Annotated in this window: 26 protein-coding genes and 1 pseudogene; 11 read left to right on the forward strand and 16 right to left on the reverse strand. The window is 67.8% G+C overall.

All coding sequences use genetic code 11. From position 1 onward, the window contains the following. Positions 1 to 6: 6 nt before the first annotated feature. Positions 7 to 576, reverse strand: a complete 570-nt coding sequence (locus MJO54_RS17600; protein ID WP_105295109.1) for a type 1 glutamine amidotransferase domain-containing protein — start codon at positions 574 to 576, stop codon at positions 7 to 9. A gap of 115 nt (positions 577 to 691) precedes the next feature. On the opposite strand from MJO54_RS17600, the gene MJO54_RS17605 reads away from it, so the two are divergent. Both MJO54_RS17605 and MJO54_RS17610 read left to right on the forward strand, forming a co-directional pair. Then, a complete protein-coding gene (locus MJO54_RS17605) occupies positions 692 to 1,723 on the forward strand; it encodes a hypothetical protein (protein WP_046282909.1) in 1,032 nt (343 codons plus the stop codon). Next, positions 1,720 to 2,007, forward strand: a complete 288-nt coding sequence (locus tag MJO54_RS17610; RefSeq protein ID WP_046282908.1) for a hypothetical protein — start codon at positions 1,720 to 1,722, stop codon at positions 2,005 to 2,007. Before MJO54_RS17605 ends, MJO54_RS17610 begins: the two co-directional genes overlap by 4 nt. A gap of 21 nt (positions 2,008 to 2,028) precedes the next feature. Here MJO54_RS17610 and MJO54_RS17615 read toward each other — a convergent pair whose 3' ends face one another. The 6 genes and pseudogenes from MJO54_RS17615 to MJO54_RS23775 all read right to left on the reverse strand — a co-directional run. Then, positions 2,029 to 2,295, reverse strand: coding sequence for a hypothetical protein (locus tag MJO54_RS17615; RefSeq protein ID WP_046282907.1), 267 nt, complete (start codon positions 2,293 to 2,295; stop codon positions 2,029 to 2,031). 1 nt (position 2,296) lies between these two features. After that, positions 2,297 to 3,787: a molybdopterin-dependent oxidoreductase gene (locus MJO54_RS17620; RefSeq protein WP_105295110.1), complete on the reverse strand. Its 1,491-nt coding sequence runs from the start codon at positions 3,785 to 3,787 to the stop codon at positions 2,297 to 2,299. Beyond that, on the reverse strand, positions 3,784 to 4,212 hold the full coding sequence (locus tag MJO54_RS17625) for an oxidoreductase (RefSeq protein ID WP_105295111.1): 429 nt from the start codon (positions 4,210 to 4,212) through the stop codon (positions 3,784 to 3,786). Before MJO54_RS17625 ends, MJO54_RS17620 begins: the two co-directional genes overlap by 4 nt. Next, a complete protein-coding gene (locus MJO54_RS17630) occupies positions 4,209 to 5,096 on the reverse strand; it encodes a Rieske (2Fe-2S) protein (RefSeq protein WP_105295112.1) in 888 nt (295 codons plus the stop codon). Before MJO54_RS17630 ends, MJO54_RS17625 begins: the two co-directional genes overlap by 4 nt. 15 nt (positions 5,097 to 5,111) lie before the next feature. Beyond that, positions 5,112 to 5,648 (reverse strand): DUF1360 domain-containing protein, encoded by a 537-nt coding sequence (locus MJO54_RS17635; RefSeq protein WP_064890909.1) that lies wholly within the window; start codon positions 5,646 to 5,648, stop codon positions 5,112 to 5,114. Between the two features lie 3 nt (positions 5,649 to 5,651). Next, positions 5,652 to 5,882, reverse strand: a pseudogene (locus tag MJO54_RS23775) (hemophore-related protein); the annotation flags it as partial. A gap of 375 nt (positions 5,883 to 6,257) precedes the next feature. Here MJO54_RS23775 and MJO54_RS17645 point away from each other — a divergent pair. After that, the gene (locus tag MJO54_RS17645; RefSeq protein ID WP_434006628.1) at positions 6,258 to 6,908 is read left to right on the forward strand and encodes a cutinase family protein; all 651 of its coding nucleotides are present in this window, start codon (positions 6,258 to 6,260) and stop codon (positions 6,906 to 6,908) included. On the opposite strand, the gene MJO54_RS17650 is transcribed toward MJO54_RS17645, so the two are convergent. Continuing rightward, positions 6,871 to 7,983, reverse strand: coding sequence for an enolase C-terminal domain-like protein (locus tag MJO54_RS17650; RefSeq protein ID WP_234821531.1), 1,113 nt, complete (start codon positions 7,981 to 7,983; stop codon positions 6,871 to 6,873). The genes MJO54_RS17645 and MJO54_RS17650 overlap by 38 nt on opposite strands. A 43-nt stretch (positions 7,984 to 8,026) precedes the next feature. Between MJO54_RS17650 and MJO54_RS17655 the strand changes: the two genes are divergently transcribed. Further along, positions 8,027 to 9,787: a glycoside hydrolase family 15 protein gene (locus MJO54_RS17655; protein WP_105295115.1), complete on the forward strand. Its 1,761-nt coding sequence runs from the start codon at positions 8,027 to 8,029 to the stop codon at positions 9,785 to 9,787. A 1-nt stretch (position 9,788) separates the two neighbouring features. Here the strand turns inward: MJO54_RS17655 and MJO54_RS17660 are convergent, their stop codons facing one another. Beyond that, positions 9,789 to 10,967, reverse strand: a complete 1,179-nt coding sequence (locus MJO54_RS17660; protein ID WP_240175249.1) for an alcohol dehydrogenase catalytic domain-containing protein — start codon at positions 10,965 to 10,967, stop codon at positions 9,789 to 9,791. A 147-nt stretch (positions 10,968 to 11,114) separates the two neighbouring features. Between MJO54_RS17660 and MJO54_RS17665 the strand changes: the two genes are divergently transcribed. Both MJO54_RS17665 and MJO54_RS17670 read left to right on the forward strand, forming a co-directional pair. Next, positions 11,115 to 12,620 carry an FAD-dependent oxidoreductase gene (locus MJO54_RS17665; RefSeq protein ID WP_105295116.1) on the forward strand — a complete coding sequence of 502 codons (1,506 nt, stop codon included), beginning with the start codon at positions 11,115 to 11,117 and terminating at the stop codon, positions 12,618 to 12,620. Between the two features lie 86 nt (positions 12,621 to 12,706). Beyond that, on the forward strand, positions 12,707 to 13,162 hold the full coding sequence (locus MJO54_RS17670) for a pyridoxamine 5'-phosphate oxidase family protein (protein ID WP_082108054.1): 456 nt from the start codon (positions 12,707 to 12,709) through the stop codon (positions 13,160 to 13,162). 6 nt (positions 13,163 to 13,168) lie between these two features. On the opposite strand, the gene MJO54_RS17675 is transcribed toward MJO54_RS17670, so the two are convergent. The 4 genes from MJO54_RS17675 to MJO54_RS17690 all read right to left on the reverse strand — a co-directional run bounded on the left by MJO54_RS17675 (position 13,169) and on the right by MJO54_RS17690 (position 15,513). Continuing rightward, positions 13,169 to 13,957 carry an RNA polymerase sigma factor SigF gene (locus MJO54_RS17675; protein WP_046282898.1) on the reverse strand — a complete coding sequence of 263 codons (789 nt, stop codon included), beginning with the start codon at positions 13,955 to 13,957 and terminating at the stop codon, positions 13,169 to 13,171. Then, positions 13,954 to 14,391: an ATP-binding protein gene (locus tag MJO54_RS17680; RefSeq protein WP_046282897.1), complete on the reverse strand. Its 438-nt coding sequence runs from the start codon at positions 14,389 to 14,391 to the stop codon at positions 13,954 to 13,956. The genes MJO54_RS17675 and MJO54_RS17680 overlap by 4 nt, the downstream gene beginning before the upstream one ends. A gap of 261 nt (positions 14,392 to 14,652) precedes the next feature. Next, positions 14,653 to 14,964: a protein UsfY gene (usfY, locus tag MJO54_RS17685; RefSeq protein ID WP_046282896.1), complete on the reverse strand. Its 312-nt coding sequence runs from the start codon at positions 14,962 to 14,964 to the stop codon at positions 14,653 to 14,655. A gap of 165 nt (positions 14,965 to 15,129) precedes the next feature. Then, positions 15,130 to 15,513, reverse strand: a complete 384-nt coding sequence (locus MJO54_RS17690) for a hypothetical protein (RefSeq protein ID WP_046282895.1) — start codon at positions 15,511 to 15,513, stop codon at positions 15,130 to 15,132. A 149-nt stretch (positions 15,514 to 15,662) separates the two neighbouring features. Between MJO54_RS17690 and mbp1 the strand changes: the two genes are divergently transcribed. The 3 genes from mbp1 to MJO54_RS17705 all read left to right on the forward strand — a co-directional run bounded on the left by mbp1 (position 15,663) and on the right by MJO54_RS17705 (position 17,053). Further along, on the forward strand, positions 15,663 to 15,902 hold the full coding sequence (mbp1, locus tag MJO54_RS17695; protein WP_046282894.1) for a microaggregate-binding protein 1: 240 nt from the start codon (positions 15,663 to 15,665) through the stop codon (positions 15,900 to 15,902). A 138-nt stretch (positions 15,903 to 16,040) separates the two neighbouring features. After that, complete coding sequence (locus MJO54_RS17700) at positions 16,041 to 16,715, forward strand: winged helix-turn-helix domain-containing protein (RefSeq protein ID WP_046282893.1); 675 nt, start codon at positions 16,041 to 16,043, stop codon at positions 16,713 to 16,715. Positions 16,716 to 16,729: 14 nt separating this feature from the next. Then, positions 16,730 to 17,053 (forward strand): hypothetical protein, encoded by a 324-nt coding sequence (locus tag MJO54_RS17705; protein WP_046282892.1) that lies wholly within the window; start codon positions 16,730 to 16,732, stop codon positions 17,051 to 17,053. Positions 17,054 to 17,055: 2 nt separating this feature from the next. On the opposite strand, the gene MJO54_RS17710 is transcribed toward MJO54_RS17705, so the two are convergent. Then, the gene (locus MJO54_RS17710) at positions 17,056 to 17,391 is read right to left on the reverse strand and encodes a hemophore-related protein (RefSeq protein WP_046282891.1); all 336 of its coding nucleotides are present in this window, start codon (positions 17,389 to 17,391) and stop codon (positions 17,056 to 17,058) included. 37 nt (positions 17,392 to 17,428) lie between these two features. After that, positions 17,429 to 17,824 carry a hypothetical protein gene (locus tag MJO54_RS17715; RefSeq protein WP_082957467.1) on the reverse strand — a complete coding sequence of 132 codons (396 nt, stop codon included), beginning with the start codon at positions 17,822 to 17,824 and terminating at the stop codon, positions 17,429 to 17,431. 106 nt (positions 17,825 to 17,930) lie between these two features. Here MJO54_RS17715 and MJO54_RS17720 point away from each other — a divergent pair, with 106 nt between their 5' ends. Both MJO54_RS17720 and nei2 read left to right on the forward strand, forming a co-directional pair. Continuing rightward, a complete protein-coding gene (locus MJO54_RS17720) occupies positions 17,931 to 22,391 on the forward strand; it encodes an ATP-dependent helicase (RefSeq protein ID WP_234821532.1) in 4,461 nt (1,486 codons plus the stop codon). Beyond that, positions 22,391 to 23,155, forward strand: a complete 765-nt coding sequence (gene nei2, locus MJO54_RS17725; RefSeq protein WP_105295118.1) for an endonuclease VIII Nei2 — start codon at positions 22,391 to 22,393, stop codon at positions 23,153 to 23,155. The genes MJO54_RS17720 and nei2 overlap by 1 nt, the downstream gene beginning before the upstream one ends. Before the next feature lie 89 nt (positions 23,156 to 23,244). Here nei2 and MJO54_RS17730 read toward each other — a convergent pair whose 3' ends face one another. Then, complete coding sequence (locus MJO54_RS17730) at positions 23,245 to 23,670, reverse strand: hypothetical protein (protein ID WP_046286940.1); 426 nt, start codon at positions 23,668 to 23,670, stop codon at positions 23,245 to 23,247. Positions 23,671 to 23,746 lie beyond the last annotated feature (76 nt).

Below are 23,746 nucleotides of genomic sequence, written 5' to 3' on the forward strand. Positions count from 1 at the left end.
CTGCCATCACAACGTCGCCCCTCGTGCCGCGAACTCGTCCACCAGCGCATCACAGAATGCTGGGAGGTCGTCGGGTTTGCGGCTCGACAGCAGGATCGATGGCCCGCAGTCGCAGCGCACCAACTCCTCGTCGACCCAATCGCCGCCCGCATTGACGATGTCGGTACGCAAGCTGGGCCACGACGTAATCCGCCGGCCGGCAACGACTCCGGCCTCCACCAGCGTCCACGGGCCATGACAGATAACGGCGACCGGTTTGCCGATGTCGAAGAATTCCCGCACGAACGACACCGCGCGTTCATCGGTGCGCAGCTGGTCGGGGTTGGCCACCCCGCCCGGCAGGACCAGTGCGTCGAAGTCATCCGCCGAGGTATCTGTGACTTGCCGGTCCACGTCGAATTTGTCGGCACGGTCCAGATGGTTGAAGGCCTGAACCGGGCCCTCTGCGGTGGACACCAGAGTCGGACGCGCACCGGCTTCGGCGACCGCGCGCCACGGTTCGGTCAGCTCGACCTGTTCGACGCCCTCTGGCGCCACCAGAAACGCGACCCGTCGTCCTTCCAGTGATCCGGACATGACCTCTCCTTTCTGTGCTGCGGTCAGCTCCCCCCGGTAGCGACCCGCATACCCGACTGCCCGGTCGGACAAACGAAGCGGTGTAGCACTGCACGCGCGGGGGTATTCCGCCGTCATGAATTGGGGGGCCGGGTTCGGGGCGACAGCTCTCGGCTTGCTTGCCTGCGCCGGCTGCGCGGCGCCGGTCTCGCAGAGTGCGCCGCAAGCCGTCTCGGTACCGGTGCGGGTGCCGCTGCACTCCCCCGTGTGGTCGTATGCCACCGGGGCGCTGCTCGCGCTCACCGACGACGGGCGATTGGCGGCGGTCGATCACCCCGCCCGCCCCCGCGAAGCGGCCACCCGGTTGTCGGAACCACTCGGCGCCGGACGCAACGTTCAGATCAGCCGCGCCGACGATCGGACCGTGTTCGTGCCGCAGCCCGCACGCGCGCGTGTTGCAGCGGTCGAGTTGACCGGCCTGCGGCAAGTCGGCGACATCGATGCCGGTCCGGCGCCGACCATGCTGGCCGAAGATTCGGGGATGCGGGTGCTGCTCGCGTTGTCCGCCGACGGCACGACGGTAACCCCGGTCGAGGAGTACGGCCTGCGGAAGCTGCCCGGCGCCCGGGTGACCGCGGGCCCCACCGGCGCTATCGACGGCGCCAACCGCGGGCGCACCATCGAGTACCACGTCTACGGGCCGGGCGGGCTTTCGTACTACAAGGGCTCGTCGTCGCCGCCGGAGCAACGCGGTCATTACGACGCAAGAGTTCTCGTGGCCGCGGGTGACGGCGCGGCGGCAGGCCGGGTCTATCTGGCCGACGCGCGCGGCGACACCCTCTACGCCGTCGAGTCCGCGCGCGGCGGGCACGGTCTGCAGGTCGTGGGACGCTCGCCGGTCGCCTCCCCGATCCGCTACCTGGGTTCCGACGACACCCGCGTGTACGCCGGCACCGACACCGGCGTAACCGTTTTCGAGTCGGCGACTTTCACCGGCTATCCACACGCCAGCATTCCGGTGCTGGGTGTCCTTGACTACCGGGCCGGTCTACCGTCCGGGCCGGCCCGGTCCGCCCCCCTGTCCGGCATGGCGATCGGCCCCGACCGGATATACCTGACCCTTCGGGGCCAGCCGGTCTTGGTCAGCGTCACCAAACCGCCACTATGAGGATCAGCATCGACGACGATGTTGCGGTGCTCACCGAGCAGCTGCGCGCGCTTCAGGATCTGGGGCAGCGCAGCACAGTCGACGACGAACAGATCTACGACCTGAGCATCCGGTGGGGCACCGCGATGGCCGGGCGGCTGCGCCGACTGGTGTATTACCACACCCGTGGCCTGCTCGACGACGACGCTGAGCGCCGCTTTGCGGTGGTCTGCGACGAGCTACGCGATGTGGCGGACCTGGTGGAGCGATTCGATCTGGCCCGTCCCGACCTGACCGCTGAATGAGTCTGCGTCCACGCCGGGGAGCTAGCCGAGGAATTCCTTGTAGCGCAGCCGAATCGCGGTTCGTGGCTGGCGGCAGGAGGGATCACGGCAGGTCAGTGCGACGAGGTAGGCGTCGTCGTCTTCATCAAGGAACAAGAAGCCGAGGTACAGCGCCTGCCCCACCGTGAAATCGGTTCCACCGCAGGCCGCGCAATGTCCGCCGCGCACCGTGACCAGTTCCGACACCCGAGCGCTGGCGATCTCACTCAGATCGGTCAGTTCCGGGCGCGCATCGACGATTGCGGTCACGTCAGATCTCTCCGTCCATGCCGTAGAAGACGTTGTCCTCGCGCCAGCCACCGCGCCCCTTCCCGATATGGGCATAGTCGTCGACGAACTCGATCTGGTTGATCCACTTGGCCATTTTGAAACCGACCTGGGTCTCGGCCCGCAGCCGCAGGGGCGCGCCGTGCTTGATCGGCAGCGGCTGGCCGTTCATCGCATAGGCCAACAGCATCTGCGGCTTATGGGCCAGCTTGAGATCGAGTACCTCGTAGAACTGCCCCCCGCCTTCCGCGCTCGGCTCGTCGGTGCTGTTGTCCTGCATGCTCATAAAGCAGATGTAGCGGGCCTGCGGCAATGGCTGCACCAGGTCCACCAGGGTTCCCAGCGGAAGTCCGGTCCACTCGCCGATCGACGTCCAGCCCTGGACGCAGTTGTGCAGTACCCGCTGAGTCTGCGGCTCGGCCAGCGCCCGCACCCCAGCCAGATCCAGCGTCATCGGTTGCTCCACCAGCCCGCCGACCCGCAGCCGCCAATCCACGAAATTGTGCACCGCCATCACCTTGTAGTACTCGGCCGTCGGCGGTTTGCCATTGACACGGTGCTCCGTCGACAGCATGCGCACCGGGTAGTTCTGCCGCGAGTCCAAGCGACGCAGCAGGCCCTTGCGCGGCACGGCGATCAGGGCGCCAAGAACCCGGCGCACCGACGCCGGGTTGCGCTGACTCCACACCGTCGCCGCGACATGGACGGCGATGATCGCCGCGATGATGAGCAACGACAGCGCGGTCGCGAAATACAGGTTGCGAACCGACCCGAAGATCATCAACGCCGTCAGCCGGCCCCAACCCCAGAAGAAGACCATCGCCAGATGGACCACGATGAACACCACGAACGCAATCAGGCCGAGGAAGTGCAGGCTGCGGGCAGCCTGCCGGCCGCCGAACAGCCGCACATACCACGGGAAGCGTGCCTCGATCGCCGGTGATTGCGCGGCCCCGGTGAGGATCTGAAATGGTGCCAGTACGAAGATCACCGCGGCATAGGTCAGCTTCTGAATGGCGTCCAGCGGTTCGCCCGGCAGCAGCGGAGGCAGATTGAAACTGGCGTAGGTGACGATATCGTTCCAGGCCTCGGCGAAGATCGACCAGGAATAGGGCCAGTACCGGTGCCACTGACCGGTCGCGAAAAGCGATATGTAGTAAGACGTTCCGAGCAGAATCCAGCCGATGACCGCAGCGAAGTGCCAATGGCGGCCCATGCCCAGCTCACGATGGCCAGGCAGCGCGATCAAGGGGTGATAGTCCTCCTCCTCGTCCAGGGTGTCGTAGAGCTTGTTGGTGGGCATCACTTTGCGGGTGAAGCGGGCCCACTCCGTTCCGGGAGCGCTGTCCACGCGCCAGTACAGCTTTGGATGGGTGGACAAGATCTCGAAGCCGCTGCGTAGCAGCAGGGTCAGGAATAAGACGTTGAGCCAGTGGTCAATCCGCAGCCAGGCCGGATAGTTGAGCAGCATCAGTCATACCAGCCCCTGCGCTGTCCGAACGCCACATTGACCCCGAACAGCACTGTCAGATACAGCCCGAGGAAGGCCGCCGCGCAGGCCAGCGCCAGGTTTCCCGGAGCCAGATCCCATCGCCCGGTCATCGCCGACAGGCCCGGCAGGCTCACCATTCGGCTGATGGGATAGCCGATCAGGAATGTCGTGCACAGGATGCCGCCCGCCACCCACCCCGCGGCCGGCACAATATCGTCGGCGTCGATCCAGGTAGTGCCGGCGGAGACGACACAGCCGATGATCATCACGGCGCAGTACGCCGCGAAATAGCCGGGACGGTGCACTGCGGTGGCCAGCACGTAGGCGTGCAGGCTCGCCAAGCCCAGCAGCGCGGCGTCGGCGGCCAGCGTCACCGTCCGCGGCAGGTTGAAGGCGATGCCGCTCATTGGGGGTCTAACCTGCGCACTTCGATGCGACCACCGACCTCGCGACACCGCAGCGCCGGTTGACCGCCGGTGGCCGGCCCACGCAGCAGCGTCCCGTCGCACATGTCGAACCGTGAGCCGTGGCATGAACAGGTCACCACGGTTCCGTCGAGTTCCCCCTTGCTCAACAGACAGCCGCGGTGTCCGCAGCGGTCGTGGATGGCCAACACCTGCCCGGCGTAGCGAACCAGCAGCACCGGTGTGCCATCGACATCCGCCGAATGAAGTTGCCCGTCAGCCAGTTCGGTGCTGTCGAGCACCGGAGTCCAGCCGTCAGGGCCGGGGTCGAAGACGGTCTGGTTGACTCCTACACCGCGGGTATAAGCCAGGTGGCCACCGAGGTAGCCGCCAAAACTCAGCGTGATGGCGCCGCCGAGACCGAGCAGTGTCGCAGCCAACCGCCGGCCCCGAAGCCGGTTCGCCAACGACGCGCCGTACATCAGCAATGCACCCGAGTTAGCCCCGGCATGCACCAGGCCGACCCGCCGGGACGCTTCATCGGACAGCTCGGTGTCCGCCCAGTCGCTGATACCGGTGACGGCTGTCGGGGCGAACGCGGCGATGCCGACCGCAGTCAGGCGGTTGGCCGCGGCCGCACCGGCACGCGGAGCCAGCACGTCCAGCAGTAATGCCGACAAGAAGGCACCGATGACCAGATCGGTCAGCGGCGGATGCGCCGGATGCCCCAGGCTGGTTCCGCTGATGAGGTCTTTGAGCTTGCCCTGCCCGGTCAACCGGCGCACCCGAGCGGCGAGCAACTGCGCCGGCCCGTCCAAGGCACTCGAGCGCTCCAGGCCTTCAGTCAAGTGGCCGGCCAATGCCGTGGTGTTCGATTGCTTCGGCATCGGGAATCTCCGATCTCACTGCTGGGCCATCTGCTGGGCTTTCGCGTAGACCAGCTGCAGGAAATCAGCGCCCGCGAGCGCGCTGAACGTACCCGCGACCAGCCGGGTCGGCCTCGGGGCCAGTACCAGCCCGGCGGCGAACGCGGTGACCACCCACATGTCCAGACAGAAAGGACACGTCAACAGCTCCCCCAAGCTGTGACGCAACGCGCTCGAGTGCCTGGTCTCCTCCATCACCTCTGCGGGGCCGCCGGTGCCCGCGTAGTGGGCAAACGGCGCGCGCAGCGGGCTGGTCACCGCGTCCTTTGTCAAAGTTCTGGACAGTTTGTGGGTACCGAGAGTCACCGTCAGCAGGTCTGCCGTTCTCCAGCCTTGCGGCAGACGGCGACCGGTGGCCGCGGCGGCCACGGTTACCGCCGCGACCAACCCGCCGTAGACCAGCAGCACCATCACGTAGCCCCCCAGCGGACGCGGGTTGTCGCCGCGGTACGCGTCGGCTTCCCGCTTGGCCGCGTCCGCGATAGTGCTGCCGGCCCCGGTCGATTGAGCCATCACTCAGTACTTGTCACAGGTCTTGGCGATGGGCCCGACCAGGTTGACGTACTGCGCCGCCTCCGGCACCCCCTGGGCCTGCTCGAGCATCTGCTCGCGCTGCGGCGGCGGTGCGGCGAGGAAGTTCTGCAGGAACGACTGCGCCATGGGTGCCGCGTTGAATTGTGCTGCGGCGTCCGGTGATTGCGCGTTCATTGCCGCCACCACCTGGGAATAGCTGCACGTCGTGTTCACCGCGGGGTTCTGCGACCACTGGCCGGGTTGTACCGGCTGCCCCGGTTGGGCCGGCTGGCCTGGTTGGGCCGGCTGTCCGGGCTGGGCCGGCTGGCCCGGTTGAGCTGGCTGGGTCGGCTGGCCCGGTACGGCGTTTGCCAGCCCCGTGCCACTCGCCAACGCCAGCGCCATGCCGCCGGCCGCGGCAAGCCTGGCCAAAGACGTTGTGATCATTGGTTTTCTCCCCTTCAATCCGTCAATTCATGTTTGTCACATGTTCCGTCGACGACGGCACCGAACTAGGCTTGCCGTTTTCCCCCGCGCTAAACCACGGTTTGCCCGCCGGTTGTAGTGGGTATCGGACGAAGTGCTGTGATTACTCGGATCCTCACCGCGGTGACCCTGGCTGGGTGGGTGCTGCTGTGTTCGCCCGCCGGCGGCGAGGCGGGCGCCGCTGGCTGCCCCGATGTTCAGGTGGTGTTCGCTCGCGGCACCGGCGAGGCGCCGGGCGTCGGGTGGATCGGCCAGCAGTTCATCGACGCACTCCGGTGGCGCACCTGGGGTCGCAATGTGGATGTCTACCCGGTCAACTTTCCGGCGGTACCCGAATTCGGCCCGTCCGCCGCCGGTGTCACCGACGCAGTCGGCCACATCCGCGATATGGCGGCCGGGTGCCCGAGCACCCAGATGGTCCTCGGCGGATACTCGCGCGGCGCCGCGCTGATGGGGTATGTCACCGAACCGACGGCCGGGGGGCTCGGGGCCGCATTACCGCCCGAGGCGGCCGGGCACGTCGCCGCCGTGGCACTGCTGGGAAAGCCGTCGGCGGCGTTCCTGAACTCCATCGGCGCACCGACCGTGACCGTCGGGCCGGGCTACGCGGCCAAGACGATCGACCTGTGCGCGCCCGGCGATCCGGTCTGCTCGGTGGGCGGCGATGGCGCCGCCCACGGCGCGTACGCGGCAAACGGCATGACCGCGCAAGCGGCGGACTTCGCCGTCGAACACCTCAAGCCACCCGAAAGTGTTCCAGGTCAGTCTCTTTGACCGTCAACCCGTGCCCGGCGCAGCTGCGGTCGGGACGCAGCACGCCGCCCGGCTGCGGACGTAGGACGCCGTCGAAGGCCATACGCTCGATCCGCACGTGGTCGTGGAAATATTCCAGATGACGCAGATGCCACAGTGCGGTGCCGACGTGCGCGCTGATCTGCGGCGCGCAATGCAATGACAGATCCAAACCACGGGCGTCGCACAACGCTCCCACCTTGAGCACTCCGGTGATACCCAAGCAGCGGGTGACATCGGCCTGCAGACAGTCGACGGCACCAGCGTCGAGCATTCGCTGGAAATAGGGCACGTCGTAGCCGTATTCGCCGGCCGTGATGTCCATGCCCGCCGGACTACGGTTGCGCAGCAGGCGCAAGCCTTCGAGATCGTCGGAGCTGACCGGTTCCTCGAACCAGCTCACCTGATGCTCAGCGAAGCGCCCAGCCCAACCCAACGCCTGCTTACGCTGGTAGGCACCGTTGGCGTCGACGAACAACTCGGTGTTGGCGCCGATCGCTCGGCGGGCCGCCGCCACCCGCGCCGCGTCGACGGCCGGGTCGCGGCCGACCTTCATCTTGACTCGGCCGATGCCCTCTTCGACCCATCCGCCGAGCTGGCGGCACAAGCGGTTGTCGTCATAGGAGGTGAAGCCCCCGCTGCCGTAGATCGGGGTGACCTCGTGCACCGCTCCCAATGCGACGGTCAACGGTTCGGCCAGCAGCCGGGCCCGCAGGTCCCACATCGCGATATCGACGGCGGCGATCGCCTCAGCCACCACGCCGGGCCGGCCCAGGTTACGTACCGCGTGCACCATGTCAGCCCAGCGTGCCGGTGGCACCGTGGCGTCGCCACCGGTGATGACCTCGGTCAGCTCGTCGCGCACCACCGTGGCCGCCGCGGTGCCGGCGTAGGTGTAGCCGGTGCCGATATGTCCGGCAGCGTGCACCCTCACCAGGACCATCGTGGTCGAGTCCCACACTGCGGTGCCGTCGGATTCCGGGGCGTCGGTGGGAATCGAGTAGGCGGCGACCTCGAGCGAGTCGACCGGGACCGGCATGCCGCAGGGCAGGCTCATGAATCGGTGACTACCCGCGCGCGGCGGCGGGTATGCATCTGCCATGGACGAGGGACCTACGCTGCTTGAACGCTTCCCGCCTCAGGTGCTGCGCCAGTATGCGTTGATCGCCGATGGCGAACGCGGGATCGTGGTCGGACCACGCGGCGATCTCAGCTGGATGTGCCTGCCCCGCTGGGACAGTCCAGCGGTCTTCAGTTCGCTGCTCGGCGGCTCCGGGGTCTATGCCGTCACCCCGGAGCTGCGCTACGTCTGGGGCGGCCGCTACGAAGACCGATCGTTGATCTGGCGTTCCCGCTGGGTCACCACCGATGGGATCGTGGAGTGCCGCGAGGCACTGGCCTTCCCCGGGGACATGCACACCGCAGTGGTACTACGCCGCATCCGAGCACTCGATCGGCCGATGCGCGTGCAGGTCGCACTCGACGTTCGCGCGGACTTCGGTGCCACCGCCATGTCGGGTCTCTCTTGCGAAGATGGCGTCTGGACCGGACGCTCAGGGCCGCACCGATTCCGCTGGGCCGGCGGCACTGCGGCCCGCCCCGGCGCCGACGGATCGCTACGCACGGTGCTCGACGTCGCGCCGGGAAGCGACCACGACCTGGTTCTGGAGTTGTCCGATCGCGAGCTGCCGGCGCAGCCGGTAAGCGCGGCGCAGGCCTGGTCTGCTACCGAAAGTGCCTGGAAGCAAGCTGTTCCCGAGGTGACCGGCACGCTGGCCGATATCGATGCACAACTGGCCTATGCGGTATTGCGCGGCCTGACCAGTACCGGCGGTGGCATGGTCGCGGCGGCGACGATGTCGCTACCGGAGCGGGCCAAGGAAGGGCGCAACTACGACTATCGCTACTGCTGGATTCGCGATCAGTGCTACACCGGGCAGGCGATCGCCGCCGCCGGCCCGCATCCGCTGCTCGATGACGCCGTCCGGTTCGTCACCGAGCGGGTGCTGGCCGACGGGCCTGACCTGCGACCGGCCTACTGTGTCGACGCCACGACGCCACCGCCCGAACACGACCTGTCGCTGCCCGGGTACCCGGGCGCGTCGGCCAAAACCGGAAACTGGGTGGGCCAACAATTCCAACTCGACACCTTCGGTGAGGCGCTGCTGCTGCTGGCCGCCGCCGGCCGGCTTGACCGGTTGGACGGCACCCATTGGGGTGCGGTGCACACCCTGGTGGATGCGATCGAAAAGCGTTGCGCCGAGCCGGATGCCGGAATTTGGGAACTCGACAACCAGCGCTGGGCACATTCCCGGCTGATGTGCGCGGCTGGGCTGCGCCGGATCGCCGGGGTGGCGTCGCTGGCCGAAGGTGCCCAGTGGCAGCGGCTGGCCGACAAACTGGTCAGCGACACCAGCAGCGATTGCCTGCACCGCGACGGCAGATGGCAACGCGCACCCGAGGACCCCGGGATCGACGCGGCACTGTTGCTGCCCGGACTGCGCGGAGCCGTCGCGCCCGATGATGCCCGCACCCTGGCGACCCTGGCCGCCGTGCGCCGAGATCTCACCCAAGACGGTTTCGTCTACCGCTATCGGCCCGACCAGCGCGGCCTCGGCGAGGCTGAGGGGGCCTTTCTGCTGTGCAGCTTCGTCATGGCGCTGGCCGATCACCAACAGGGCAATGACCTTGCAGCGCTTCAATGGTTCGAGCGAGGCCGTACCGCGTGCGGACCGCCGGGGCTACTCGCCGAAGAATACGACGTGAGCCAACGTCAGTTGCGCGGCAACCTGCCCCAGGCTTTCGCACACGCGCTGCTGTTCGAGGCCGCGCACCAGTTGGCCGGGCCTGACACGAATTGAATTACGGCTTGAGCGTGATCTTCACCGCGCCGTCGCGCTTCTCCTGAAACATCGCGTAGGCCTCTGACGCCTGTTCCAGCGGCAGTTCGTGAGTTGCGAAGGTGTCGACGCCCAGCGGGTCGTCGTCGGTCAGCAGCGGCATCAGCGAGTCAACCCGCGGCTTGACGTTGGCCTGCCCCATCCACAGCGTGATCTGCTTATCGAACAGGGTGAACATGGGCAACGGGTCGAGTTTTCCGCCGTAGACACCGACGATCGACAGGGTGCCGCCGCGGCGCACGATGTCGATCGCGGCGTAGAGCGCGGCAAGCCGGTCGATGCCGGCCTTGCTGATCAACGGTCCAGCCACGGCGTCCGGCAGCAGCGAGCTGAGCTGCTGCACGGCCTTGGCGCCGCCCGAGCCATGTGCCTCCATGCCGACGGCATCGATCACCGCATCGGTCCCGCGACCGTCGGTGCGGTCGCGAATCACCTCGCCAAGGTCGGATACCTCACTCAGGTCGACGATCTCGATCCCGCGCCTGGCCAGCCGGCCCAGCCGCTCAGGCACCAGATCCACGCCGATAACCCGGGCCCCCTGATGTGTTGCGATCCGGGCCGCCATGTCACCGATCGGCCCAAGTCCCAGCACCGTCACCGACCCGCCCTCGGGTATCGCCGCGTAGTCGACTGCCTGCATCGCGGTCGGCAGCACATCGGACAGATAGACGAACCGTGAATCCGGTGGACCCTCAGGAACTTTGATGTGGGTGTATTGCGCCTGTGGCACCCGCAGGTATTGCGCCTGGGCGCCCGGAACCTGGCCGTAGAGCTTGGAGTATCCGAACAGCGCGGCTCCGGTGTCCTGCTCGCGCACCCGGGTGGTGTCGCACTGGGTCGGCAGGCCGTGTCGGCACATACCGCAATGGCCGCAGGCGATCTGGAATGGGATGACCACTCGGTCACCGGGTTTGAGGTTGCTGACCGCGCGACCGACCTCGGCCACGACGCCGATCGGCTCGTGCCCCAGGATGTCACCGGGGTCCATGAACGCACCGAGCACCTCGTAGAGATGCAGATCGGATCCGCAGATATTGGTGGTCGTCACTTCGATGACGGCGTCGGACGGCTTCTCGATCACCGGATCTGGGACGGTGTCAACCTGGACTTTGCGCTTGCCCTGCCATGTGACTGCCCGCATCGGGTCGCCTCCATCGTGTCGCGCGCGTGTGGCGCGAACACCGCCCGGCTACCCGCCAGCAGCCCGGTGCAAACGCGTTGACCATCCCGGGACCAAGCCGGCGGATCCCCAACGTTTCACCACCGTCCCGCGGGGTACTGATCGACAATGACCTCGTTGTGGCTCGCCGACCGGATCGCAACATCACCGGCTTCGGGCACCGCCGAAGATCTGCCCGGTGTCGCCGACGTGGTGGTGGCCGGCGCCGGTATCACCGGCCTGACGACCGCGGTGCTGCTGGCGCGCGCAGGCCGCCAAGTGCTGGTCCTGGAGGCCCGGACGGTCGGAGCCTGTGCGACCGGGAACACCACCGCCAAGATCAGCCTGTTGCAGGGCACCCAGCTGTCGACGATCGCGGCGAAGCAGGGCAAAAGCCTGGCCGCCGCGTACCTGGATGGCAACCGCGCCGGCCAAGACTGGCTGCTGTCGTTCTGTGCGGCTGCCGGGGTGCCGGTCCAGCGCGAGGACGCTTACAGTTTCGCCCAGTCCGAACGGGGGGTGGCGGCGGCGCGTGCCGAGTTCGAGGCCTGCCGCGCGCTGGGACTGCCGGCAACGTGGGAGCCGCACGCCGACGTGCCGTTCGACTACCACGGCGGCGTCCGGCTGGCCAAACAGGCGCAGTTCGACCCGATGCCGTTCCTGGACGCGCTGCGCGCGGAGTTGCTCGCCACCGGCGGGCAACTTCTGGAACACACACGGGTACAGCGGGTTTCCAGTAGCCGTCATGGACTTAGGCTGGAAGTAGACGGCCCGCACCGGCACGCCGAACTGCAGGCCACCCAACTGGTGCTGGCCACCGGAATCCCGATCTTGGACCGCGGCGGATACTTTGCCCGCGTCAAACCCAGCCGGTCATATTGCATGGCGTTCGACGTGCCCGGCGAGGTCACCAGCCCCATGATGATCTCCACCGATTCGCCGACGCGGTCACTGCGCTACGCCCCGGTCAACGGCTCGGAACTGCTCCTGGTCGGCGGGGCGGGCCACACTGTCGGCCGCGAAAAACACCCGATCGATGCGCTGGCCGAACTCGAGTCATGGACGGTCAGGCATTACCCGGGCGCCACCCGCACCCACCTGTGGTCAGCGCAGGACTACGCGCCGGTCGACGAGCTGCCCTACGTCGGTCCCATCCTTCCGGAGAACGAAACCATCTACGTGGCAACCGGGTTCAACAAATGGGGCATGACCAACGGGGCGGCCGCCGCACTGGCGCTGGCCGGCCGACTGCTTGGCGAGCGACCGAACTGGGACCGGGCATTCGCCAGCTGGAGAACCAGCGAGCTACGCGGCCTGCCGACGGCCCTGGCGGCCAATCTTGCGGTCGGTGTCAACCTGGCGAAAGGCTGGATCACGCCGACCGCCCACATCGGCCAGCAATGCCTGGGCACTGACGGCGGCGTGGTCAGCGGACCCCCGTGGCGCCTGCAGGCCCAGTGCCGGGTGGACGGCGTCGAACACCGCCTCTCCCCGGTCTGCCCGCACCTGGGTGGCATCGTGACCTGGAATGACGCCGACCGGGCCTGGGAGTGCCCGCTGCACGGGTCGCGCTTCGCCCCCGACGGGACCCTTCTGGAAGGCCCGGCCACCCGCGGCCTGGCCGCCGGCAGCTGAGGGCCGCCGACGTCGTTTACCGTGCGCCGGGGCGGGTAATCGACCGCTGGGCGGTGAATGACGGCTGCGAAACGACGAGGTGAGCGGTGTGCATCATCGACCATGACATGCGCCAGATCGTCGCGAGCGCAAAGCTGGCGTTCGTGGCCACCGTCTGCGAGGACGGTTCGCCGAACCTGTCACCGAAGGAGTCCCTGCTGGTCTACGGGGACGAACACCTGGCATTCATGCACATCGCGTCACCGACGACGGCGGCCGATCTGCGCCGCGACCCACGCATCGAGGTCAACGTGGTGGACTTCCTCAAACGGCGCGGCTACCGATTCAAGGGCACCGCGCAGTTACGACCGCCCGGCGACGAGGTCTACGAGTGGCTGCGGCAGTGGGTCGTCGACACCCACGGACCGCAGTTTCCGTGTCGCGAAGCCGTACTGATCCGAGTCGAACGAGCACTGCCGATCGCCTCACCGGCCTACATGTTCGGCGATGCCCACGAAGCCGAACTCATCCGGTTGTGGTCGCAGATCTACGGACTGCGATGAGCAAGGCTACTGCAGCTGATCGCGCAGCTTCGCCAGCGATTTCGCGAGCAAGCGCGACACGTGCATCTGCGAGATGCCGACCCGTTCGGCGATCTGGGTCTGGGTCATCGACTCGAAGAACCGCAACACCAGCACTGTGCGTTCGCGTTCCGGAAGGGCATCGAGCAAGGGCCGCAACGCCTCTCGGTCCTCGATGCGGTCCATCCGGGCGTCAACCTCACCGAGGGTGTCAGCGATCGAGCGGACGTCATCTTCGTCCGAGCTGCCGCCACCGTCGATCGACAACGTGTTGTACGAGCTGCCCGCGACCAAGCCTTCGACCACCTCGTCGCGGCTCAACTCAAGTTCGGCCGCGAGTTCGGAGGCGGTCGGCGCCCGTCCCAGGCGTTGTGACAGTTCGGCTGTGGCCACACCCAACCGAAGGTGCAGCTCTTTGAGCCGGCGGGGAACCTTGACCGACCAGCTGTTGTCGCGGAAATGGCGGCGGACCTCGCCCATGATCGTCGGAACCGCGAACGAGACGAAATCCGAGCCGGTCTCGACGTCGAAGCGTGTCACGGCGTTGACCAGACCCACCCGAGCTACTTGAACCAGGTCGTCCCGTAACTCCCCGCGCCCTTCGAACCGGCGGGCGATGTGGTCGGCCAGCGGCAGGCACCGCTCGACGATCTTGTCCTTGCGGTTGCGGAAGTCGGGCGAGTCGGCATCGTATTGGGCGAGCTCACGAAACATGTCGCCGACGTCGGCATACTCCGATCCAGACTGTGAGCCGCTGCCGGCGGCACGCGGAGTCACCGCCCGGAATCCGCCCGGCGGGTCGTCAGCGTGACACCGAATACCTCACCCGCGCCGTTGGATTCGTGCCCATCACGGAACGTCTCGACGTCGTCGACCAGCGAAGTGAGCACGTGCCAGCTGAAACTTCCCGGGGTCAGCACCCCGGCCCCGTCTCCAGCCGCCGACGCCTGGATCGTCACGTGATCGTCGTGCGGGTCGATGACGACAGTGAGCATCGCGCCGGGCGCGGCACTACGGATCAGCTGCGTGCACAGCTCGTCGATCGCCAGTCGAAGGTCAGCGACGGTGTCGACGTCAAGATCCTCGTAGGTTGCGATCGCACCGACCAACATGCGCACCACCGCCAGGCTTTCCAGCCGGGGCGTAACCCGCAGTTCGACGGCCCGTTCGCTGCACGACCGCTGAGCCCGGTCACTGTCAATGTCGGTCATGAGGCCTCCCGGCGAAATCGGACCGAGACTACTGCTGCGTGTCAATCGACTGCTCACCACCCTCGCCTGCAGGCACCCTCGCGCATTTCGCGTTCAGCCGACACCGTCAACATCGCACGCCGGCTGCCCGGAGATCAGTCATGGGAAGTCTGTACCCGATCGCCGGAGAACTCAATCATCGATTTTCGGCGCCTACATTTCGGCCCCTAGGCATAGAGCGGCCCGGCCGGAACACCGGCCGGGCCGACTTGACCCCTCGGGTTAACTCGTGGAGGCCTGCTCGCGCATCTCGGCGTGCGCCAGCCGCCACTGCTGGTTCACCCGGCCGATCCGGCGATCCTCGATCAGCAGCCAGACCGTGCCCAGGACGGCGGCGAGCACCGCGATGACCGCGACCTCGATCCCCTGGCGATCGTGACCGGTCCCGAATGCGGCGAGGCAGCCGATACCGGCCACCATGCCAACCACCAGCAAGGAATATCCCGGCCAGCCCATGACGTCGATCATGGCGCGCCCCGCGTGGGGCCGAGTCGTCCGGACATGGTCGACCGGGTCATGAAACGTATCGCCCATTGCAATTCCTCCTCCTGAACAGCAATCCGGAGCCGCTCCAGAAGTAGACCGATATGAGGTGAACCCGTCCGCGACCCAAAACTATCGTATGCCGATACGTTGACCCCAGCGCCTCCTTTACAGGATGTTCACAGTCATGCAACAGTGAAGCCAATACCGGTTGGATCATCGGCCCACGCCCATGATCGGCGCAGCGCTGATTAGCAAGACGACCAACATCAACGTCAACAGGAACCATCCGGCGCCCTGCCAGCCCCACCAGGTACCCCGCGTACGCCACACCAGGTAAGTGCGCACAAACGCACGCAATCCACCAGCGGCGAGGATCACCGGTGCGCCGACGGCAAGGACGGTCCGGTAGGGCCGTCCGCACCCGGCCGTAACCGACTGCGGATCACAGGTGCTCACCCACAACACCGCTATCACGACAAACGCCAGCGCGGCAGCGGTGACCATCCCGGCGAAGCGAGCAGCCGCTCGGACCTCCCGGTCCTCCTGGCCCAACCGATCGCCACCGGGAGCAGAGCGCGACGGTGTGCGCGGTCCCACATCTCCCACCGTCCGCGCTGATGAGCTCTGCGTCAAGGCGATTCATTCGTTTAGGTCAACGTTTGGGCGCACGGCCGCCCGGGAAGCCTTGCCGTTGTGGCGGACCTCTACACCGCGTGGGTCTGTCACAGAACACGAAGGGAGGACTTATGTCGGACGACAAGCACAGCGCTACCGAAGACGGCATCCGAGGCGCCGTGGAGGGCGTCAAGGGCAAGGCCAAGGAGGCGCTAGGGGCCGTGACCGGCAACGACGAGATGGCCCGTGAGGGCCGCGCGCAGCAGGACAAGGGCGAAGCACAGCGCGACGCCGCCAAGCACCAGGCCGAGGCGGAATCGTCTCGGGCGGGCGCTAAGGCAGCGGAGGCGCGCGAGCAGTCGCACCAGTAGCCCGAGGGGAAGGCAGGTCCGGTCCGCCGCGCGGGCCGGGCCTGTCGCCACGTCAGGGGGTTACTTCCTGGGTGCAACGGGTAGTAAAAACCTTGAAAGCCTTGAGGCGACATAGCATCCATGGGTTGGAGCCAGGCGATGGAGATCGTGTTACTGACCGACCGCGACGAATTCGCGCAGTCACTGTCGGGGTTGGGTGTCTTCGGGCATTCGATCGTCCGCAGCCCACTGACAGTCACCGCGCGGGCCGACTGCCGCGGCGCGAGGGCCGTTTTGGTGGACGGCTGTGCCGATGTGCCGGCCGCGCGGGAGAGCTGCCGCAAACTCGGAGCCTGGGAGCCGTCGGCTGCCGTGCTGGCCGTCGTCGCCGCCGACGACTTCGCGGCGGTCGGCCTCGATTGGCACGTCGACGATGTGCTGATCGCGACCGCAGGCCCCGCCGAGGCGAACGCGCGACTGCGACTGGCCTTGGCCCGCCGGCGTGAATCCACCCACAACACGCTGGAATTCGGCGCCTTGGTCATCCACCCGGACAGCTTCACCGCGTCGCTGTCGAATCGCGATCTCGACCTCACCCTCACCGAATTCAAACTGCTCAACTATCTGGTACAACATGCCGGGCAAGCATTCACCCGGGCCCGCCTGCTGCGTGAGATATGGGGCGGCGAGGGCGGCCGCCGCAAAGTCGACGTCCACGTGCAGCGTTTGCGCGCCAAGCTGGGCGCCGACCACGAATCGATAGTCGATACGGTCCGCGGTGTCGGGTATATGACGCCGGAGTTGCCTCAGTCGCAATGGGCCATCGCCAACTGAGAGAGCCAAATGCCATGACAGAACGACCCGATTTCGATTCAGCGGCCACCGACACCACCAACGACGACACGCTGCCTCCGAGTGAGGCCACCGATTCCGACGAGCTGCGCAATGACGACGGCGACGCAGCCGTCAGTCCACCGGACGACTGGCAAGCCGCTGACAGCAAGACGGCACATGAGTCGTTGGACGCCAAGCTGGCGGCCGAGCAACCCGATGTGGCCGGCTCTGATCGCGATCCCGACCAGGCTGTCGGAGCCACTGGGGGCGGTCGACACCGCGCGCAGGTGTCCGGAAGCCCTGAAGACGGCGACTCGTTCTTCGCCGTCGAGGAGTGAACTCAGTAGTAGTTTTCGCAGGCGTTGGCCAACGGGCCGACGAGCGCAACGTAATGCGCGCCATCGGGCGTGCCCTGCGCCTGGTCGACTATCTGCTGGCGCCGCTCGGGCGGGGCGGCCAGAAAATTCTGCAGCCAGGACCGCGCGGCCGGAGTCGCGTTGAACTGCTCGGCGTCTCCGGGTGACTGATCGTTCATCGCCGACACCACCTGCGAGTAGCTGCAGGTCGTGTTGACCACCGGGTCGGTGTCCGGGTCGGCGGAGGCCGCTACCTGCCCTCCGGTCAGCGCCAAGGCGGAAAACCCGACTGCGGCGGCCGTTCTCATCAGGCCAGACATCTCGCGATCTCCCTATGTTGATCCGCCACTGGATCCGTCAAAACATCAGGACCAAAACCGCCAAGTCGGCCAACAGCAGCGCCCACCCGCACGCCCAGACCACGATCCCGCGGCGGTGTGTCGCCAAAAAGAAGGCGAGGAACAGCGTCAGCGCCGCTACGCCGGCCGCTCCGTGATAGAGCACGCCGAACAGCGATCCGTTCACCTTGAGCTCCGGGCACGCCGCCCTGTTACACAGCGCGGAACCGGACACCCTGGCCAGCGCGAAAGCCATGAGCAGTGCGGCGGCCGGCGCGGTTAGCAGCGACAGCGCCCAGTTGGCCCACGTCCAATCGCGGGGCAGCGCTTCTGGCGGCGCCGCCCCTGCCGCGCGCGGTTGCGCATCGGCGAAGATCGGCCGGACCGCCGTCGCACCGTCATCGGCAATGATCATCCCCCGCCTCCGATCCCCGAAATCACCGTTGCCGGATACCCGGCCACGACGAGCACAAAACCGCAGCGCGGGAGCATTCCGGCTCCGAACTTGGCACCATGGCTGGGTGAGCGCACAAGACCGCGGAACCCCAGCGCCGCTGGCTCGGTTCTCGGCGCTGACCCGGGACTGGTTCACCGGCACCTTCACGGCGCCGACGCCGGCCCAAGAGCAGGCCTGGTCGGCGATCGCCGACGGCCACAACACCCTTGTGGTCGCCCCGACCGGGTCCGGTAAGACGCTGGCGGCGTTCCTGTGGGCGCTGGATCAACTGACCGCACGGCCCAGCCAGGGCACCCGGGTGCTCTACATCTCGCCGCTCAAAGCGCTGGCCGTCGACGTCGAGCGCAACCTGCGCACTCCGTTGGCGGGCATCGCCCGGATGGCCGCACGGCGCGAGCTGCCCGCTCCCGGCATCACCGTGGGCGTGCGCTCCGGCGACACCTCGCCGGCGCGGCGCCGCGAGCTGGTCGCCAAGCCGCCCGACATCTTGATCACCACCCCGGAGTCGCTGTTTCTGATGCTGACGTCAGCGGCACGGGAGACGTTGACCGGGGTGCGCACGGTGATCGTCGACGAGGTGCATGCAGTGGCCGGGACCAAACGGGGCGCCCACCTGGCCCTGTCCCTGGAGCGCCTCGACGCGATGCTGGAGCGTCCCGCCCAGCGAATCGGGTTGAGCGCCACGGTGCGCCCGGCCGAAGAAGTCGCCCGATTCCTGTCCGGCCAGTCCCCCACCACGATCGTGACTCCCCCGGCCGCCAAGACGTTCGAACTGACCGTTCAGGTCCCCGTCCCCGACATGGCCAATCCGGCCGAGGGCACCGTCTGGCCCGAGGTCGAAGAGCGCATCGTCGACCTGATCGAAGCCCACCGGTCCTCGATCGTCTTCGCCAACTCGCGCCGGCTCGCCGAGCGATTGACTGGTCGGCTCAACGAAATTCACGCAGAGCGTTGCCTCGACACCGCACTGGAAGCGGCCCCCCTGGCGCGAGCCCACCACGGCTCGGTATCACTGCAGACCCGAGCCGACGTCGAAGAGGACCTCAAGAGCGGGCGGCTGCGCGCGGTGGTGGCGACCTCGAGCCTGGAGCTGGGTATAGATATGGGCGCGGTCGACCTGGTCATCCAGATCGAGGCGCCGCCGTCGGTGGCCAGCGGCCTGCAGCGCGTCGGTCGAGCCGGACACCAGGTGGGCGAGATCTCTTCGGGCGTACTGATTCCCAAACACCGCACCGATCTGATCGGCTGCGCGGTCGCGGTACAGCGGATGCTCGCCGGCCAGATCGAAACCCTGACCGTACCGGCCAATCCACTAGACATCCTGGCCCAGCACACGGTGGCCGCGGCCGCGCTGGAGCCGCTGGATGCCGAAGCCTGGTTCGACACCGTGCGCCGCAGCGCTCCGTTCGCCACCCTGTCGCGCGGTATTTTCGAGGCGACGCTGGATCTGCTCTCCGGCAAATACCCCTCGACTGAATTCGCCGAACTACGGCCACGTTTGGTCTACGACCGCGACACCGGGACCCTGACCGGCCGGCCCGGCGCACAACGACTGGCCGTCACCTCCGGTGGCGCCATCCCCGACCGTGGACTGTTCGCGGTGTATCTGGCCGGCACTGACGAAACGCGGAAGCCCTCCCGGGTCGGCGAACTCGACGAGGAGATGGTCTATGAGTCGCGTCCCGGCGACATCATCTCGCTGGGCGCCACCACCTGGCGAATCACCGAGATCACCCACGACCGGGTGTTGGTTACCCCGGCACCTGGCCAGCCGGGCCGGCTGCCGTTCTGGCACGGCGACGGTGTCGGGCGGCCCGCCGAGCTGGGTGCGGCGCTCGGCGCATTCACCGGTGAGCTGGCCGGACTTGATCCTGAGTCGTTCGACAAGCGCTGCGCGGGATTGGGTTTCGACGACTATGCGATCGACAATCTGAGGCGACTGCTCGACGACCAGCGCACCGCCACCGGGACGGTGCCCACCGACACCAGGCTGGTGGTGGAGCGGTTCCGTGACGAGCTCGGTGACTGGCGGGTGGTCCTGCACTCCCCGTACGGACTACGTGTGCACGGGCCGTTGGCACTGGCGGTGGGCCGGCGACTGCATGAGCGCTACGGCATCGACGAGAAGCCGACGGCCTCCGACGACGGCATCGTGGTCCGGCTGCCCGACACCGACTCCGGTGCCGAAGCTCCCGGCGCGGAACTGTTCGTGTTCGACGCCGATGAGATCGAACCGATCGTCACCGCCGAGGTGGGCGGCTCGGCCTTGTTCGCCTCCCGGTTCCGGGAATGCGCGGCACGGGCATTGCTGTTGCCGCGGCGACACCCCGGCCGGCGCACCCCGCTATGGCAGCAACGCCAGCGAGCGGCCCAACTGCTCGACGTGGCCCGCAAATATCCGACGTTCCCGATCGTGCTGGAGACGGTGCGCGAATGCCTGCAGGACGTCTACGACGTCCCCGCGCTGACGACGCTGATGGCACAGATCGCCCAACGGCGGGTACGGGTGTCCCAGGTCGAGACCGCCACCCCGTCACCATTCGCGGCGTCGCTGTTGTTCGGCTACGTAGGGGCATTCATGTACGAGGGCGACAGCCCGCTGGCCGAGCGTCGCGCGGCGGCCCTGTCATTGGATCCCACTCTGCTGGCGCAATTGCTGGGCCGAGTCGAACTGCGTGAACTGCTCGATCCCGAGGTGATCGCCGGCCTGAGCGCACAACTGCAGCATCTGACGCCGGAGAAGGCCGCCCGCGACGCCGAAGGGGTAGCCGATCTGCTGCGGTTGCTCGGTCCGCTCACCACCGAAGAGGTCAGCGCCCGAGCCGCCGGCGCGGCGGTGAGCGGCTGGCTCGAACACCTGTTGGCCGCCCGGCGGGTGCTGACGGTGGCGTTCGGCGGGCAGCGCTGGTGGGTGGCGATCGAGGACATCGGCCGACTGCGCGACGGCCTCGGGGTGGCGGTACCGCCCGGGGTGCCGACGGGCTTCACCGATCCGGTCGCCGATCCGCTGGGTGAGCTGCTGGGCCGCTTCGCCCGCACCCGGGGGCCGTTCACCACCGGGCAGGCCGCGGACCGGTTCGGGCTGGGAGTGCGGGTGGCGGCCGACGCGCTGGGTCGACTGGCCGCCGACGGACGGGTAATGCGTGGCGAATTCGCCGACTTCCCGGACTCCCCCGGCGAACAGTGGTGCGACAGCGAGGTGCTGCGGATCCTCCGGCGCCGGTCACTGGCCGCATTGCGAGCGGCGATCGAGCCGGTGTCGCCGGCCGCCTACGGGCGCTTCCTACCGGCCTGGCAGCAGATCGGCACTCCGGTCGTCGCCACCACCGGCGTGGACGGGCTGGCCGGGGTGATCGAACAACTGGCCGGCGCGGCACTGCCCGCGTCGGCGGTCGAACCGTTGATCTTCGGGCCGCGGGTGCGCGACTATTCACCGGCCATGCTCGACGAACTGCTGGCCTCCGGGGAGGTGCTGTGGTCGGGCGCGGGCGCGCCGGCCGGCAGCGCCCCGGCCACCGACGGCTGGATCAGCTTTCACACCGCCGATACGGCGTCGCTGACCTTGTCACCCCCGACGCCGATCGAGTTCGGCGACGCCCACCGGGCGATTCTGGATGCCCTGCACGGCGGCGGTGCGTACTTCTTCCGTCAGCTGTGCGGTGACGCAAGCGAGGCGGAACGCAAAGCCGCACTCTGGGAGCTGATCTGGGCGGGCTGGGTCACCGGTGACACCTTCGCTCCGGTGCGCGCGGTGCTGGCCGGCACCCGGCGCGCCACCCCGGCACATCGCAGCAGGCGCCCACCCCGGCTCAGCCGTTACAGTGTGGCGCACGCCGCTGCCCGCGCCGCCGACCCGGCAGTGGCCGGCCGCTGGTCGGTTTTGCCCGTCCCGCAAGAGGATTCCACCGTACGGGCGCACCACACCGCCGAACTGCTGCTGCACCGCTACGGCGTGTTGACCCGCGGCGCAGTCGCCGCCGAGGCGGTGCCGGGCGGTTTCAGCACCGTCTACAAGGTGCTGACCGCGTTCGAGGAAGCCGGGCGATGCCAGCGTGGCTATTTCATCGAGTCACTGGGGGCGGCGCAGTTCGCACTGGCATCCACCGTGGACCGGCTGCGCGGCTATCTCGACGGTGTCGACCCGGCCCGGCCCGACTACCACGCGGTGGCACTGGCTGCCGCTGACCCGGCCAACCCGTACGGCGCTGCACTGAGCTGGCCGGCGCACCCGGGAACGGCCCGACCGGGCCGCAAGGCCGGCGCGCTGGTGGTTCTGGTCGACGGGGAACTGGCATGGTTCGTCGAGCGAGGCGGCCGAACGCTGCTGAACTTCGCCGGCACCGCCGAGGCACAGCGTGCCGCCGCCGGAGCGCTGGCTCAGCTGATCGCTGACCGGCGAGTGGACGGGATTCGCATCGAGCGGGTGGACGGCGTGCCGGTGTTGGAGCTACCCGATTCTCCGACACTGGGTGCGTTGATCGAGGCCGGGTTCTCCCGCACGCCACGCGGATTGCGGATGCGCTGATGCCCGAGGGAGACACCGTATTCCACACTGCGACGGTGCTGGCGACTGCATTGACGGGAAAGACCTTGACCCGCTGCGATATCCGCGTTCCACGCTACGCCGGCGTCGACCTGAGCGGGCAGCGCGTCGATGAGGTGATCAGCCGCGGCAAGCATCTGTTCATCCGCGTCGGATCGGCCAGCATCCATTCGCATCTGAATATGGAGGGCAGCTGGCGGGTGGGGCGACCTCTCGCCAGACGCAGCCCGGTCGACCACCGGGTGCGAATAATCCTGGAGGCAGGCTCCGTTCGCGCCACCGGTGTCGATCTGGGTGTGCTGGAGGTGCTGGACCGCCACCATGACGGCGACACCGTCGCGCACCTGGGGCCGGATCTGCTCGGTGCCGACTGGGATCCGGCCTTGGCCGCCGAGCGCCTGGTCGCCGATCCGCAGCGCCCGCTGGCGTCAGCATTGTTGGATCAGACTGTGATGGCCGGAATCGGCAATGTCTACTGCAATGAGTTGTGCTTCATCGTCGGCCGGCTACCGACGACACCTGTTGTGGAATTGAATGATCCGGGTCGGCTGGTGTCGCGGGCGCACGAGATGTTGTGGGCTAACCGGTTGCGATGGTCGCGCTGTACCACCGGTGACACCCGGCCGGGCCGACAGCTGTGGGTGTACGGCCGGGCCGGCCTGCCATGTCGGCGATGCGGTACCAGCGTTGATTCGGACCGCAATGGCGCGCGTATTCGGTTCTGGTGCCCGTCATGTCAGCGGTGATGTCGGGGTTCCCGGTCGCTGACAGCCGAAAGCCGGCCGGCTAGCTTGCCGGCCGGCTTTCGGCTGTCAGCACTCGAAGGGTTGGTCGATCACGGCCACCCGCCGCAGCCGACACCGGGCAGGCAACCCCCGCCGCCGCCGGGACCACCCCAGCCGGTGGGGCCGCCCGGGATCTGGCCGCCTCCGCCGCCGGGACCGCCGCCGCCGGTCGGGCCTCCGGGAATCTGACCGCCGCCGCCGCCAGGTCCGCCGCCGCCGGTCGGGCCACCGGGAATCTGACCGCCACCGCCACCGGGTCCGCCACCACCGGTCGGCCCGCCCGGCTCGCCCGGGTTCTCAGCTCCAGGCCCGCCCGGGACAGGTTCGGGCGCCATCTCCGTCGTGGTGGTCGTCGTCATGGTGGTCGTCGTCGTGGTGCTAGTCGGCCCCTCTTCCTTGGTGCCGTTGCAACCGGCTGCTACCAGCGCGACTGCACTGCCGAGCACTGCGATCGTCATCTTGCTGTGTGCCTTCATCAGAATCAGACTCCCCTCTGCTCCGGTCGTGCCTTGCTGTACCCAGGACTGTCACAGCCGAAACCCCGGCGGCCGG

Source organism: Mycolicibacter virginiensis, assembly GCF_022374935.2.
GTDB classification, from domain to species: domain Bacteria; phylum Actinomycetota; class Actinomycetes; order Mycobacteriales; family Mycobacteriaceae; genus Mycobacterium; species Mycobacterium virginiense.

Coding starts and splice junctions, on each gene's coding strand:
- MJO54_RS17600 (WP_105295109.1), bottom strand. CDS start 576: ATGTCCGGATCACTGGAAGGACGACGGGTCGCGTTTCTGGTGGCGCCA.
- MJO54_RS17605 (WP_046282909.1), top strand. CDS start 692: ATGAATTGGGGGGCCGGGTTCGGGGCGACAGCTCTCGGCTTGCTTGCC.
- MJO54_RS17610 (WP_046282908.1), top strand. CDS start 1,720: ATGAGGATCAGCATCGACGACGATGTTGCGGTGCTCACCGAGCAGCTG.
- MJO54_RS17625 (WP_105295111.1), bottom strand. CDS start 4,212: ATGAGCGGCATCGCCTTCAACCTGCCGCGGACGGTGACGCTGGCCGCC.
- MJO54_RS17630 (WP_105295112.1), bottom strand. CDS start 5,096: ATGCCGAAGCAATCGAACACCACGGCATTGGCCGGCCACTTGACTGAA.
- MJO54_RS17635 (WP_064890909.1), bottom strand. CDS start 5,648: ATGGCTCAATCGACCGGGGCCGGCAGCACTATCGCGGACGCGGCCAAG.
- MJO54_RS17650 (WP_234821531.1), bottom strand. CDS start 7,983: ATGAGCCTGCCCTGCGGCATGCCGGTCCCGGTCGACTCGCTCGAGGTC.
- MJO54_RS17655 (WP_105295115.1), top strand. CDS start 8,027: ATGGACGAGGGACCTACGCTGCTTGAACGCTTCCCGCCTCAGGTGCTG.
- MJO54_RS17660 (WP_240175249.1), bottom strand. CDS start 10,967: ATGCGGGCAGTCACATGGCAGGGCAAGCGCAAAGTCCAGGTTGACACC.
- MJO54_RS17665 (WP_105295116.1), top strand. CDS start 11,115: ATGACCTCGTTGTGGCTCGCCGACCGGATCGCAACATCACCGGCTTCG.
- MJO54_RS17680 (WP_046282897.1), bottom strand. CDS start 14,391: ATGACCGACATTGACAGTGACCGGGCTCAGCGGTCGTGCAGCGAACGG.
- usfY (WP_046282896.1), bottom strand. CDS start 14,964: ATGGGCGATACGTTTCATGACCCGGTCGACCATGTCCGGACGACTCGG.
- mbp1 (WP_046282894.1), top strand. CDS start 15,663: ATGTCGGACGACAAGCACAGCGCTACCGAAGACGGCATCCGAGGCGCC.
- MJO54_RS17700 (WP_046282893.1), top strand. CDS start 16,041: ATGGAGATCGTGTTACTGACCGACCGCGACGAATTCGCGCAGTCACTG.
- MJO54_RS17705 (WP_046282892.1), top strand. CDS start 16,730: ATGACAGAACGACCCGATTTCGATTCAGCGGCCACCGACACCACCAAC.
- MJO54_RS17710 (WP_046282891.1), bottom strand. CDS start 17,391: ATGTCTGGCCTGATGAGAACGGCCGCCGCAGTCGGGTTTTCCGCCTTG.
- MJO54_RS17715 (WP_082957467.1), bottom strand. CDS start 17,824: ATGATCATTGCCGATGACGGTGCGACGGCGGTCCGGCCGATCTTCGCC.
- nei2 (WP_105295118.1), top strand. CDS start 22,391: ATGCCCGAGGGAGACACCGTATTCCACACTGCGACGGTGCTGGCGACT.
- MJO54_RS17730 (WP_046286940.1), bottom strand. CDS start 23,670: ATGAAGGCACACAGCAAGATGACGATCGCAGTGCTCGGCAGTGCAGTC.